The organism is Rathayibacter sp. AY1E8, from assembly GCF_002931415.1.
GTDB lineage: Bacteria > Actinomycetota > Actinomycetes > Actinomycetales > Microbacteriaceae > Rathayibacter.
Window position 1 is genome coordinate 53,483 of record NZ_PSVI01000003.1, and the last position, 12,001, is coordinate 65,483.

Consider the following 12,001-nt stretch of genomic DNA (forward strand, 5'->3'; position numbering starts at 1 on the left):
GGCGGGCGGGAGGGCGGATCGGGTCGCGGCCGGCGGTGAGGACGGCGGCGGACGGGCGGACCGTGCCCGCGGAAAGGGCGGACGGGGATGGGCGGACGGCGCGAGCGGACGGCACGCGCCCGGGAGGGGCCGGGGCGACGCGGTCGAGGACCGGTCGCCCCGTGCCCGTCAGCACCCTGCGGTGAGGGTGACGCCGATGATGACGCCGGCGCAGAACGGGGTGGTGGCGGGCGCCTCGGAGGCGGCGTCGGTGCCGATCTCGTCGGCGGCGGTGAAGGTGTCGTGGGCGGTGGCGAGCTCGGCGAGGTCGGCGGACTGGACGGTCTGGGCGGTGATGGTCGACATGGTGTTCTCCTTGGATGAGTGGTGGCGGCGGATCCGCCGGGTCGTGCGGGGAGTGGTGCGGGTGGTCCGGCCGGAGGGCCGGGGAGCGGGTGCTGCGGGAGCACCCGGGCGGGAGGAGGGCCGGGTCAGCAGCCCGCGCCGAGGGTGGCGCCGACGATGATGCCGACGCACAGGGGCGTGGTGGCGGGCGCCTCGGTCGCGGCGTCCGAGCCGAGCTCGTCGACGGTGGCGAAGGTGTCGTGCGCTCCCGCGAGGGCGGTGAGGTCGGCGGACTGGGCGTCGGTGGAGATGGTGGTCATGATGTGTCCCTTTCGTGGAGTACCTCGGGCTGAGGTGGTGGTCCCCTCGGGATCGAGGGGAGGTTCGTGGGGCCCTAGCGGGCGGTGAGTCCCGGGCGGTCCGGGTCGATGCGCGCGGCGCGGGCGGCGTCGGCCCAGGCGTCGGCGGCGGGGATCGTCTCGGCCGAGGAGCGCAGGAGCGCTTCGGCGAGGACGCGGGAGCGGTGCTGGCCGAAGCTCAGTCCGCGGTAGGAGGAGCGCTCGTCGGCCGGGTCCTCGGCGTAGGCGAGGCCGTCGGCGAGCCTCTCGGCGAAGGCCGAGACGGCGGTGCGGGGCGAGGGCCGGGCATCGAGCAGCGGAGTGATCCTCCGGGCGACGTCGTCGGCGGAGTCGGCGGGCAGGTAGACGACGAGGGCGTCGGAGCGGGGGAAGGCCCGCGGGTCCGAGAGCGCCTTGGCCTGGTGGCGGGCTCCGGAGGCGGCGAGCGCCTCCAGGAGCGGGCCCCACAGGGCGAGCGCGTCCTCCGCCGAGTCGGCGACGAGCGAGAGGCGCACGACCCGGTCGGCGGGATCGAGTCCCATCGGGCCGAGGGCGAGGAGGTAGCCGGGAGTGGTGCGGGTGCGCCAGCTCGGCAGCCGGACGCCGGCGACGGCCCCGTCGGCGGAGCGGACGAGATCGACCTCGGGCACGAGGACCCGGACGCGGCCCAGCTCGACGACCCGGCGCTCCTCCCCCTGCACGGTGGCGGAGCCGAGCACCCCGGAGGGAGCGGGCTGCAGGACCGTGCGGTGCGGGATCGCGTCGATCAGCCGGGGGGCGAGGTCCTGGCCGTCGCCTCCGGCGGTCTCGCCGAGCAGCGGGTTCCGGAGGTGCAGGTGGGTGTAGACGGTGGCGGCGAGTCGGGCCCGCAGCTCGATCGGCCCGGTGGCCTCGATCACGGTCCCGTCGACCTCGGCCCGCAGCCGGGCGGCGTCGACGCTGATCACGGCCTCGTCGAGGACGGAGCGGGTGGTGAGGGCGGTCATCGCGGGCTCCTGTCGAATCCGAGGGCGGTGGAGTAGGCGGAGGGGGCGAGCAGGACGCGGCGGCCGATGCCGGCGGCGGCCCGCTCGATCCCGGGGAGGCGGGAGACCATCGATGCCCGGGCGAGGGTGCGGTCGACGAGGTGCCAGCCCAGGTGGGCGGTGGCGCGGACGGCGAGGGCGTCGTCCGCGCCGGCGGTCTCGGCGGCGTAGGCGAGCCACATCCGCCGGATCCTCGGGACCAGTGCCGCCATCCGCTCCGCGATGCGGGCGTCCGCGGCCGCGGTGTCGAAGGCGAGGGGAGGAGCGGAGGAGCCCTCCCGGGTGGTCACGGTGTCGAGCACCGCGCGGTGGATCCACTCCCCCGCCAGCGTGCCGAGGTCGCGGGCCGGATCCCCGATCCCGAACTCCTCCCAGTCGAGCAGCTGGAGGCGCCCGTCGCGGAGGTGGAACTGGTCGAGGCGGAGGTCGCCGTGGATCGGGGCCGTGCGGTTGCCGCTCTCCCACTCGCGGAGATCCTCCGTGGCCGAGACGAGCTGCTCGTCGTGCTGCAGGTCGCCCCAGAAGGCGAGCTCGGCGAGGGTGAGGTCGACGTAGCGGGTGTGCGGGATGCCGACGCGCAGCATCTCGACGGGAGGGCTGGGGTGCGAGGTCGCGGTGAGGCCCACCACCGGGCCGGCGTGCAGCCGGGCCAGGAGCCGGCCGGCCTGTTCGGGGAAGTCCGCGGGGACGCGCTCCTCCACGAGCAGGAGGGCCAGGCTGGTGCCGGGGCAGTGCTCGAACACCAGCAGGGAGTCGTCCTCGTGGGCCGCCAGCAGGCGGGGTCCGGCCGGGGCGTGCTCGGGGCTCCGGGCGGCGAAGCCGGCGAAGTCCCTGGAGCGGCGGAAGGCCGCGGGGCCCGCCGTCCGGGGCGAGACGTGCTTGACGAAGACGCGGGCGCCGTCGTCGAGGGTCATCGTCCACGACGCGTTCCGGCCGGCGAAGGCGGGGCGGTCGATCGCGGCGACGCGGTGGCGTCCGCCGCCGAGCAGCCGCTCGGTCGAGGCCGCCGCCCGGAGGGCCGCCGGATCCGCGGGGCGGTGCCCAGGGGTCGCGGGGCGGAGCCCGGGAGTCGCGAGGAGAGTCACGATCGTGTCCTTCGGTCGGTCGAGCGGATCAGAAGAGGTAGGTGACGACGAGGTAGGCGCCGCCCGCTCCCCCGACGAGGAGGGCGGTGTTGACGAGCAGCTTCTTGAGGGGCGAGGGGCGGGTCGAGGCGGTGCGCGAGGTGGTCATGGTGGTGTCCTTCCGAGGGGTGGTGGTGGTGGATATCGGGAGCCGGGCCTAGGAGGCGTCGGCGGCCTTGAGGGAGGCGCGGAGCGAGACGCGGGAGCCGGTGCGGAGCGCGTTGTTGCGGTAGACGCGGACGACCAGGCGGAACAGCAGCGGCACCGTGATCGCGGCGACGACGGCGGCGATCACCATCTCGGGGGTGCCGACCGAGTCGAGGCCGAAGCGCATCGGCATCAGGTAGGAGGAGAAGAGGGGGACGAAGGAGAGCGCGTGCACCCAGGCCTCGTCGAGGTTCGCCGGCACCACGTAGAGCGCGATGATCAGCAGCGCCATCTGCACGACGGAGAGCGGCATGGCGGCGGTGCCCAGGTCCTCCTGCCTCGACACGGTCGAGGCGAGCAGGGTGCTGAGGAGCGCGAAGAGCACGTAGCCCTGCAGGAACCAGACGAGGAACCAGACCAGGCTCGGGCCGAGCTCGATCTCGAGGACCGACCACCCGCCGACCACGCTGAACCCGCCGACGACGGCGCCGCCGATCACGAGCAGCTGGGCCAGGGTCACCAGGCCGACGCCGATCATCTTCCCGGCGAGCAGCGGGGCGACGCCGATCTTCGTCAGCAGGATCTCGACGATCCGGGACGACTTCTCCTCGACCACCCCCGAGGCCAGACTCGACGAGGAGTAGACCATCGCGGCGAGCAGGGCGCTGATCATCGCGGTCGCGAACAGGATCCGGGTGTCGAGGACCACGGTCCCCGCCTCCCTCGTCGCGTCGACCAGGAACCAGCCGCCGATCCCGGCGCCGAGGCCGGCGATCGCGGCCAGCGCGAGGGTCGCGGTGAGGATCGTGCGGTTCCCGGTGCGGGTCAGGATCTCGCGGCGGACGATCGTCGCGGCTCCCCGGGCCAGCGTCGGAGGAGCGGAGCTCTCGGCGGTCCGGGCGTGGGCGGCGCGGGGGTGCGTGGTGGTCATCGTCCTGCTCCTTGGATCTCGAGGCGGCGCTCGGCCGCAGGGGTGGAGGCGGCGGTGAGCCGCTCGGACAGCAGCTCGGTCAGCGAGCGCTGCGCGGTGCGGATGCTCCGGAGGCCGCCGTGGCGGGTGAGGGTCGCGAGCACCTGCTCGGGGACGTCCCGGCCGCTGCCCTCGATCGAGACGAGCAGCGACTCCGGCTCACCGGGGACCGGCTCGGCCGACAGTCCCGGTGTGACGCCGAGCTCGGCGACGAGCCGGTCGTCCAGGGGGCGGGAGAACTGCAGCTGCCAGCGGCTGCGGCCGTCGTCCTGCAGCTCGGCCACCGCTCCGCTCGCGGTCACACGGCCGGAGTCGAGCACGCAGACGGTGTCGCAGAGGCGCTCGACCAGGTCGAGCTGGTGGGAGGAGAAGAGCACGCCGACGCCGCGGGCGGACTGCTGCCGGATCAGGCCGGCCATCGTCTCCACGGCGACCGGGTCGAGCCCCGAGAAGGGCTCGTCCAGCACCAGGAGCGACGGATCGCCCACCAGGGACACGGCCAGCTGCACGCGCTGCTGGTTGCCGAGCGAGAGGTCCTGCACCAGCGTGTCGGCCCGCTCGGCCAGGCCCAGCGCGTCGATCACCTCCTCGGCGGTCTCACGGGCTCCCCGGGCGTCGTGCCCCTCGAGCAGAGCGAAGTGGATCACCTGCTCGCGGACCCGCATCTGCGGGTAGAGGCCGCGCTCCTCCGGCATGTAGCCGATCGAGCGGCGGTCCTCGGCGGTGATCGGCGCGCCGTCCCAGGTGATGGTCCCCGTGTCGGGGGTGAGCAGGCCCAGGATCAGCCGCATCGTCGTGGTCTTGCCGGCGCCGTTGCCGCCGATGAAGCCGACGATCTCGCCGCGGCCCACGGACAGGTCCACGTCGTGCAGGACCCGGTGGCCGCCGAATGCACGGCTCACGCCGCTGAGCTGAAGCCCTCGCATGTCATCTCCTCGAAGTCGTTTCTCTTGACTCCTCAGACGCTACGGACGCTCTCGCGACGGGCTCCTGTACTTCGGTACAGCGCCGAGGTGGCCGAAAGTGCAGGTCCCGCATCACCGGACGTGCAGGTCCCGAGGCGGCCGCGCGTGCAGGTCCGGGGGCGGCCCGGGTGCGGGCCGCCTGCGTCCCGAGCACGACGGACGCCCCCGTGCTCGTCCGGTCGGCGACCGGAGCGCACAGGGGCGTCCGTGGAGGAGGAGGGGCGGGGTCAGGCCGTCGCGCAGCTCCCGTCGACCTCGCCGATGACGCCGTCCGTCACCGACACGACCGCGCAGTTCGGGTAGCCCCGCTGCGGCCGGTGCGCGGGGTCGAGCGCACGGAGGATGCTCCCGAGCACCGCTCCGTGCGTCACGACCAGCACGTCCCCGTGCTCCGCCGCCGGCGCGAACCGCGCGATCGCGGCCTCCACGCGGGCGCGCACGGTGGCACCGCTGTCGGCCCGGCCGGAGGGGTCGTGGCGGTGGATCGCGTCGAGCACCGAGTCGAGCCCGGCGTCGGTCATCCGCGGCCAGTCGGCGGAGGAGGGCACGTAGGAGTAGCCGTGATCGGCGAACACCGGCTCCCAGAGCGAGGCGTTCGGCTGCCCCTCGAAGGCGCCGAAGTGCCACTCGCGGAGCTCGACCATCGGCTCGGCCTCGAGCGACGGGTGCCCGGCGAGCGCCGCCGCCGCCGTGGTGCGGGTGCGGGTGAGGTCGCTCGTGAACGCCGCGACGAGCGGCACGCCGCGCATCCGCTCGCCGAGGGCCGCCGCCTGGCGCTCGCCGCGCTCGGTCAGGGGCGAGTCGCACCAGCCCTGCAGCTGGCCGGCGACGTTGAAGAGGGTCTCGGCGTGGCGGACGAGGTGGATCGTGCCGGTCACGGGCGCGCGCTCGCAGGCGTGGTCGGGCAGGCGGGGGTGGTGCGGTGCATGCGGTTCTCCGGGGTCAGCGCGCTACTCCGGAGCGGCGCGCGCGATGTGGAGGGCCAGGAAGGCGACCTCCTCGTTGGGCAGGGCGGCCTGGTACTCGGCCGCCACGAAGGAGCGCACGCGCTCGGCGGAGGCGATCGCGCGCGGGTAGCGGGCGCTGAGGCTGGTGAAGAGGAAGTCGTCCTCGCTCTCGAGCAGGCCGCCCGAGAAGAAGCGCTCGGCGAAGTACTGCAGGTGCGCCACGAAGCGGGCGGAGCGGAGGTCGTCGCGGTCGAGCGCGGCTCCGCTGGAGTGCTGGATGATCGCGGTCACCGAGCGGATGAGCTGCACGATCCGGAGCGAGTCGATCCCGACCTTGCCGAGCTCCGCGTTGGCGAGGTGGAACGCGACGTTCGCGGCCTCGTCGGCGGGCAGCTCCACGTCCAGGCGCTCGCGCATCCGCTCGACCGCCCGCTCCCCCACCGCGTACTGCACGGGGTAGACCGTCCGCATCTCCCAGGCCAGCCGGTTGGCGACCGAGAGCCCGCGCCGCTGCCGCTCCACCGCGAAGTGCAGGTGGTCGGTGAGCGCGAGGTACACGTGCGGGTCGAGCTTCAGCCCCTGCTCCTCCGCGTCGGCGACGACCGCGCGGGTGAGCTCGATGAACTCCGGCGGGATCTGCGCCAGGAGCTCGACGAGGTTGCGCTGATCCGAGTCGTCCAGCGCCACGAACACCTGGTCGACGCTCGAGGGCTCGATCGCCTCGCCGGCCTTCGCTCCGAAGCCGATCCCCCTGCCCAGGAACACGCGCTCGACGCCGCGCTCGTCGACGACGAGGACGACGCTCGAGTTGAGCACCTTCTTGATGGTCTGCATGCGTGTCTCCGTCGACGGCCGCGTCAGGGCTGGGGTGGGGGTGGCGGGGCCTCTGCCCGGAGAGCCGGACGGCTCCTCCGGGCAGAGGAGGATCATCCCAGATCCGCGCCGTTGGAGGCGATGACCTTCTGGTACCAGAAGAACGAGTCCTTCCGGTAGCGCTCGGTGCTGCCGTGGCCGAGGTCGTCCATGTCGACGTAGACGAACCCGTAGCGCTTCGAGATCTGCGAGCTGGAGGCGCTGATCAGGTCGATCGGTGCCCAGCTCACGTAGCCGAGCAGCTCCACGCCCTCGTCCACCGCCTGGATCATCTGCTCGAAGTGTGCGCGGAAGTAGTCGATCCGGTACGGGTCGTGGACCCGGCCGTCCTCGGTCAGCTCGTCGCGCATCCCGAGGCCGTTCTCGACGATGAACAGCGGCTTGCCGTAGCGGTCGTAGAGGTCGATCAGCGAGATCCGCAGGCCGACGGGGTCGATCTGCCAGCCCCACTCGCTCGACTCGAGGAACGGGTTCTTGACGCCGAGGACCGTGTTGCCGGGGGTGCGCTCGGCGTCGGGGCGCACCGACTCCGTCATCGACATGTAGTAGCTGAACGAGATGAAGTCGACCGGGTGCTCGCGCAGCAGCTCGACGTCGCCCGCCTCGAACGGGATCTCGACCCCGCGGCTCTCGAGCGCCCGCAGCGCCAGGCGCGGGTAGGCGCCGCCCGCCTGGACGTCGGTGCAGAGGTAGAGCATCCGCTCCTTCGCCTGCGTCGCCGCGACGTCGTCGGGGTGGCAGGTGTTGGGGTAGGTGGTCAGCATCGTGAGCATGCAGCCCATCCGCGACTCGGGCCACAGCTCCTTCAGCGTCCTCGTGACCGAGGCGGAGGCGACGAACTGGTGGTGCAGGGCCGTGTAGCAGGCCTGCTCCACGCTGCCCTCGACGGTCTCCTCGATGATCCCGCCCGAGGTGAACGGGTGGCGGATGATGCCGTCGATCTCGTTGAAGGTCAGCCACATGTCGACGAGGTGGCCGAAGCGCTCGAAGCAGGTGCGGGCGAAGCGCTCGAACAGCCCGATCGTGCGGCGGTCGACCCAGCCGTTGTGCTTCAGCGCGAGCGCGAGCGGCGGGTCGTAGTGCGAGAGCGTGACCAGCGGCTCGATCCCGAGGCGCCGCATCTCGGTGAAGAGGGCGAGGTAGTAGGCGATGCCCTCCTCGAGCGGCTCCGCCTCCTCCCCCGTCGGGTAGAGGCGGGTCCAGGCGATCGAGACGCGGAGGGTGGTGAAGCCCATCTCGGCGAACAGCGCGAGGTCGCCGGGGTAGCGGTGGTAGAAGTCGATGCCGCGGCGCTTGGGGTAGTACTCGGTGTCGTCGTCGGACATCGCCGCCGTGATGCTCTCCACCGTGTTGCGGTGGTGGATCGCGTACTCCTTCGGGTCCGCCTTCGGCTTGTAGGAGGCGACGTCGCTGACCGCCGGGCCGCGCCCGCCCTCGCGCCACGCGCCCTCGACCTGGTTGGCGGCGAGGGCGCCGCCCCATCGGAATCCGTCAGGAAGCGCCATCGGCGAGCTCCTTCTCTCTCTGCGTCACGGTCATGATCCGGTCGCCGGCGGTGATCCGCTCGGCGGCCTCGACGAGCACGGTGTACTCGGCGGAGTTGGTCACGAGCACCGGGGTCGTGGTGTCGTAGCCGGCCGCGGTGATCGCGGCCAGGTCGGCGGTGAGGAGCAGCTGCCCGGCCTCGACCCGGTCGCCGACCGCGACGTGCGCCTCGAACGGCGCGCCGTCCAGCTGCACCGTGTCGATGCCGACGTGGATGAGCACCTCGACGCCGTCCGCGCGGCGGAGCCCCACGGCGTGGCGAGAGGAGAGCAGCGCGATGACCTCGCCCGCGAACGGCGCCCGGACGGCTCCGTCGGTGGGGCGGATCGCCAGCCCCTCGCCGAGCACGCCGGCCGAGAACACGGGGTCCGGCACCTCCGAGAGGGGGATGACGGAGCCGGTGAGCGGCGCCTGCAGCGCGAGCGGGCTCCCGGCGTCGGCCGCCACGTCGCCGAGCGCCTGGACGCTGGCGGAGGCGTCGTCGCGCCAGATGACGAAGGAGACGACGAACGAGACGGCGACCGAGATCAGCAGGCCGATCACGGCGTTGAGCAGGTTCCAGGGGTTCAGCCCGTCGATGAACATCGAGATGCTCGCGACGCCGGGGCTGACCAGCGCGAACGCGGCGACCTGCGTGGCGCCGATGTAGGCGCCCCCGACGACGCTGCCCGTGATGACGGAGACCAGGGCGCGCTTGTTCTGCAGCGTGACGCCGTAGAGCGCCGGCTCGGTGATCCCGAAGAGGGCCGAGAGGCCGCCCGAGAAGGCGGTGGCGCGGAGGGTCGCGCTCTTGGTGCGCAGGGCGATCGCGAGGCTGGAGCCGGCCTCCGCCGCGTTGTGGGCGAGCGAGGAGGCGAGGTAGAAGGTGTCCTTGCCCGCGCTGGCCATCGTGGCGATGGTCGGCGGGATGAACGCCTTGTGCATGCCGACCGAGATGATCAGCGGGAGCACGCCGGCCAGCAGCGCGACGGCCACCCAGCCGAGCGCCCCGTAGAGGCCGATCATCGCGCCGGTGAGCATGGAGCCGAGCCAGTAGCCGAGAGGGCCGAGCAGGAAGATCGTGGCCGGAGCGACGATCACGAGGCACATCAGCGGCACGTAGAACGTGCGGATCGGGCCCCACGAGTGCTTCGTGAAGAAGCGCTCGACGACCGAGAGCAGCAGCACGGCCAGGATGGCCGGGAACACCTGCGCGTTGTAGGCGATGACCGGCACCGGGATGCCGAAGAGCGCGACGCCGCCCTCCTGGTTGAGCAGCGTCGTGAACGCCGGGAAGACCAGGACGCCGACGAGCCCGAGCGCCAGCGGCCGATTCACGTCGAGCTTCTTCGCGCTCGTGTAGGCGACGAGCAGCGGCAGGAAGCCGAACACCGCGTCCGGGATGGCGGACAGCAGCTTGAAGTTGTCGGAGGCCGGGTCGAGCCAGCCCAGCGCCGAGGCGAGGACGAGGAACGACTTGAAGATGCCGGCGCCCGCGATGGCCGGGATGATCGGCGTGAAGACGCTGACCACGAAGTCCATGATCGTCGCGCCGAGGCGCTTGAGGGACCGCGGCTGCTTCGCCTGCTCCGCGGATGCGGTGGTGCCGCCGCGCAGCTTCTCGACCGCCGCGTACATCTCGCTGACGCCGCTGCCGACGATGACCTGCGTCTGCGGGCCGGTGACGACGCCGATCACGCCGGGCACCGCCTTCAACGCCTTGACGTCGGCCTTCGCGTCGTCCGCCAGCGCGAACCGCAGACGGGTCGAGCAGTGCTGCAGCTTCGCCACGTTGGCGGCGCCGCCGACGTGCTCGAGGATCGCCTTCGCGCTCTCCTGGGTACTCATCGGTACTCCTCCGGGTGTGTGGGGACACGCGCTTCCCTGCGCTGTGCTGCCCGGCCGTCCGTCGCCGTCCCCGCCCCCTCCGGCACCGTCATCGGTGCTCCGGCGGAGCGTCAGGAGGCATCCGGGCACAAAAAAAGGACCCGACGACGCTCATTACGCGTTTCGTCGGATCCTGCCTGCACGACCAGTCACATGTCCGAGAGCGAACGTAACACGGGGGTGGGTGGGGCGTCAAAGAGGGGGGTTGTAGGCGGGAGCGTCACTGAACTCGTCGGGACGCGACCGTCTCCGTGACGACCCGGACGACCTCGTCGGGGCCCTCGTGCTCCCAGAAACGAAGTGCGATCCAGCCTGCCTCTCGGAGTAGTCGGTCGGTGTCGCGGTCCCGTTCGCGATTCCTCGTCACCTTCTCCGCCCAGAAGCCGGCGTTGGTCTTCGACACCGTGTGATGCACCGGGCAACCGTGCCAGAAGCAGCCGTCGATGAAGACCGCGATGCGCTGTCGGGGGAAGGCGACGTCCATGGTCCGCCGGGACGACCCCGGCACCTTGCCTTGGAGGCGGTACCTGAGTCCCGCGGCGTGGAGCGCCGATCGGATGCGGAGCTCCGCCTTCGTGTCTCGGCCGCGGTTGCTGCGCATCGAGCGCCGGACGCCGTCGCTCGAAGCCCAGGACATGATCCGAGCGTAAGAGGATCCACCGCCTCGGGCCTGCGATGCCGCCGTTTTCAGTGCGTTTGTCACAGTACGTTTGTCACATGGAACGCGGCCCGATTCGAACCCTCGATCTGTTCGCCGGCGCCGGCGGCCTCACCGCAGGGTTCCACTCCGCCTCGTCCCGGATCGAGACGGTCGCGGCTGTCGAGTGGGACATCGCGGCCGCTGCGACCTTCGAGGCCAATTTCGGCAGGGGCAAGGCCTGGGCGGGAAGCATTCAGAGCTGGTTGGCCGACGCACCGATGCCGACGGACATCGACATCGTCATCGGCGGTCCGCCCTGCCAGGGCTTCTCCACCCTCGGCAAGCAGGACGTCGAGGACGAGCGGAACGACCTCTGGAAGACCTACGCCGAGACGATCAGTCGCGTGCGGCCGAAGTACTTCGTCGTGGAGAACGTCGCCGCCTTCATGAAGTCGCCGCAGTTCCGCGAGTTCGAAGCGGCGGTACAGCCGGGCGAGGTCCTCGAGGACTACGCCTTCGAGTGCCGGATCCTGAACGCCGCCGACCACGGCGCTCCTCAGGCACGGAAGCGCGCCGTACTCATCGGTCACCGTCGCGATCTCGTCACGCCGGGCTTCCCCGAGCCCTCCCATCTCGGACGTCACCGGACCGTTCGCGACGCTCTGATGGCGGAGCACCGGATCTCCTTCGAGACCATCGATGAGAGAGACCTCCCCGAGCGGTCGATCGAGTTCGCGGGAAGACTGCTCAAGGGTCCGTATTCCGGTCTCGAACTGCACACCGGGAGGAATTACTCATCACTGTCCCTCCAGCGCTTCGCCCGGATCCCGCCCGGCGGTAATCGGTTCGACCTCCCTTACGAGCTGCAGGCGAACTGCTGGAGGAACCACCGCACAGGCTCGGCTGACGTGATGGGACGGCTGCACTGGGACAAGCCGGCCGTGACCATCAGGACCGAGTTCTTCAAGCCGGAGAAGGGCCGCTACCTGCACCCCGAAGCGATGCGGTCGATCTCCCTCTTCGAAGCGGCCGTCTTGCAGGGCTTCCCCACCGACTACCGATTCGTCGGGTCCCGGACGGCCATCGCGAAGCAGATCGGTAACGCCGTGCCCATCCCGCTCGGCGCTGCGATCGCGGCTCACCTCATCGGCGCGTTGGACGGCGACGTCCTCGTCGCCGGTCCTCGCGAAACGGATTCGATCTCACTTTTCTGAGGGTCGACTCGAATGCCGCTTCA

At 71.7% G+C, this 12,001-nt stretch carries 12 protein-coding genes; 1 reads left to right on the plus strand and 11 read right to left on the minus strand.

Annotated features, from left to right (window positions below; genetic code table 11):
- Positions 1 to 168: 168 nt before the first annotated feature.
- The 11 genes from C5C74_RS17220 to C5C74_RS01815 form a co-directional block, all read right to left on the minus strand.
- Positions 169 to 345 carry a hypothetical protein gene (locus C5C74_RS17220; RefSeq protein ID WP_181027123.1) on the minus strand — a complete coding sequence of 59 codons (177 nt, stop codon included), beginning with the start codon at positions 343 to 345 and terminating at the stop codon, positions 169 to 171.
- 125 nt (positions 346 to 470) lie between these two features.
- Complete coding sequence (locus C5C74_RS17225) at positions 471 to 644, minus strand: hypothetical protein (protein WP_181027122.1); 174 nt, start codon at positions 642 to 644, stop codon at positions 471 to 473.
- A 74-nt stretch (positions 645 to 718) separates the two neighbouring features.
- On the minus strand, positions 719 to 1,648 hold the full coding sequence (locus C5C74_RS01775) for a T3SS effector HopA1 family protein (protein ID WP_104225969.1): 930 nt from the start codon (positions 1,646 to 1,648) through the stop codon (positions 719 to 721).
- The gene (lxmK, locus tag C5C74_RS01780) at positions 1,645 to 2,772 is read right to left on the minus strand and encodes a class V lanthionine synthetase subunit LxmK (RefSeq protein ID WP_258064078.1); all 1,128 of its coding nucleotides are present in this window, start codon (positions 2,770 to 2,772) and stop codon (positions 1,645 to 1,647) included. Before lxmK ends, C5C74_RS01775 begins: the two co-directional genes overlap by 4 nt.
- Before the next feature lie 196 nt (positions 2,773 to 2,968).
- Positions 2,969 to 3,889, minus strand: coding sequence for an ABC transporter permease (locus C5C74_RS01785; protein WP_104350871.1), 921 nt, complete (start codon positions 3,887 to 3,889; stop codon positions 2,969 to 2,971).
- Positions 3,886 to 4,830 carry an ABC transporter ATP-binding protein gene (locus tag C5C74_RS01790; protein WP_258063731.1) on the minus strand — a complete coding sequence of 315 codons (945 nt, stop codon included), beginning with the start codon at positions 4,828 to 4,830 and terminating at the stop codon, positions 3,886 to 3,888. The genes C5C74_RS01785 and C5C74_RS01790 overlap by 4 nt, the downstream gene beginning before the upstream one ends.
- 290 nt (positions 4,831 to 5,120) lie before the next feature.
- Positions 5,121 to 5,771, minus strand: a complete 651-nt coding sequence (locus C5C74_RS01795) for a histidine phosphatase family protein (RefSeq protein WP_104266689.1) — start codon at positions 5,769 to 5,771, stop codon at positions 5,121 to 5,123.
- Positions 5,772 to 5,843: 72 nt separating this feature from the next.
- Positions 5,844 to 6,674 (minus strand): PRD domain-containing protein, encoded by an 831-nt coding sequence (locus tag C5C74_RS01800; protein ID WP_104350872.1) that lies wholly within the window; start codon positions 6,672 to 6,674, stop codon positions 5,844 to 5,846.
- 92 nt (positions 6,675 to 6,766) lie between these two features.
- Positions 6,767 to 8,218 (minus strand): glycoside hydrolase family 1 protein, encoded by a 1,452-nt coding sequence (locus C5C74_RS01805; protein WP_104256263.1) that lies wholly within the window; start codon positions 8,216 to 8,218, stop codon positions 6,767 to 6,769.
- A complete protein-coding gene (locus tag C5C74_RS01810) occupies positions 8,205 to 10,085 on the minus strand; it encodes a beta-glucoside-specific PTS transporter subunit IIABC (RefSeq protein WP_104350873.1) in 1,881 nt (626 codons plus the stop codon). Before C5C74_RS01810 ends, C5C74_RS01805 begins: the two co-directional genes overlap by 14 nt.
- Before the next feature lie 259 nt (positions 10,086 to 10,344).
- Positions 10,345 to 10,761 carry a very short patch repair endonuclease gene (locus C5C74_RS01815; protein WP_104350874.1) on the minus strand — a complete coding sequence of 139 codons (417 nt, stop codon included), beginning with the start codon at positions 10,759 to 10,761 and terminating at the stop codon, positions 10,345 to 10,347.
- 80 nt (positions 10,762 to 10,841) lie between these two features.
- Here C5C74_RS01815 and C5C74_RS01820 point away from each other — a divergent pair, with 80 nt between their 5' ends.
- Positions 10,842 to 11,978 (plus strand): DNA cytosine methyltransferase, encoded by a 1,137-nt coding sequence (locus C5C74_RS01820; RefSeq protein WP_104350895.1) that lies wholly within the window; start codon positions 10,842 to 10,844, stop codon positions 11,976 to 11,978.
- Positions 11,979 to 12,001: the final 23 nt, after the last annotated feature.

What these genes read in the sequence shown, in the direction of transcription:
- C5C74_RS17220 (WP_181027123.1), bottom strand. Translation starts at nt 345, where the DNA reads ATGTCGACCATCACCGCCCAGACCGTCCAGTCCGCCGACCTCGCCGAG.
- C5C74_RS17225 (WP_181027122.1), bottom strand. Translation starts at nt 644, where the DNA reads ATGACCACCATCTCCACCGACGCCCAGTCCGCCGACCTCACCGCCCTC.
- C5C74_RS01775 (WP_104225969.1), bottom strand. Translation starts at nt 1,648, where the DNA reads ATGACCGCCCTCACCACCCGCTCCGTCCTCGACGAGGCCGTGATCAGC.
- C5C74_RS01785 (WP_104350871.1), bottom strand. Translation starts at nt 3,889, where the DNA reads ATGACCACCACGCACCCCCGCGCCGCCCACGCCCGGACCGCCGAGAGC.
- C5C74_RS01800 (WP_104350872.1), bottom strand. Translation starts at nt 6,674, where the DNA reads ATGCAGACCATCAAGAAGGTGCTCAACTCGAGCGTCGTCCTCGTCGTC.
- C5C74_RS01805 (WP_104256263.1), bottom strand. Translation starts at nt 8,218, where the DNA reads ATGGCGCTTCCTGACGGATTCCGATGGGGCGGCGCCCTCGCCGCCAAC.
- C5C74_RS01810 (WP_104350873.1), bottom strand. Translation starts at nt 10,085, where the DNA reads ATGAGTACCCAGGAGAGCGCGAAGGCGATCCTCGAGCACGTCGGCGGC.
- C5C74_RS01815 (WP_104350874.1), bottom strand. Translation starts at nt 10,761, where the DNA reads ATGTCCTGGGCTTCGAGCGACGGCGTCCGGCGCTCGATGCGCAGCAAC.
- C5C74_RS01820 (WP_104350895.1), top strand. Translation starts at nt 10,842, where the DNA reads ATGGAACGCGGCCCGATTCGAACCCTCGATCTGTTCGCCGGCGCCGGC.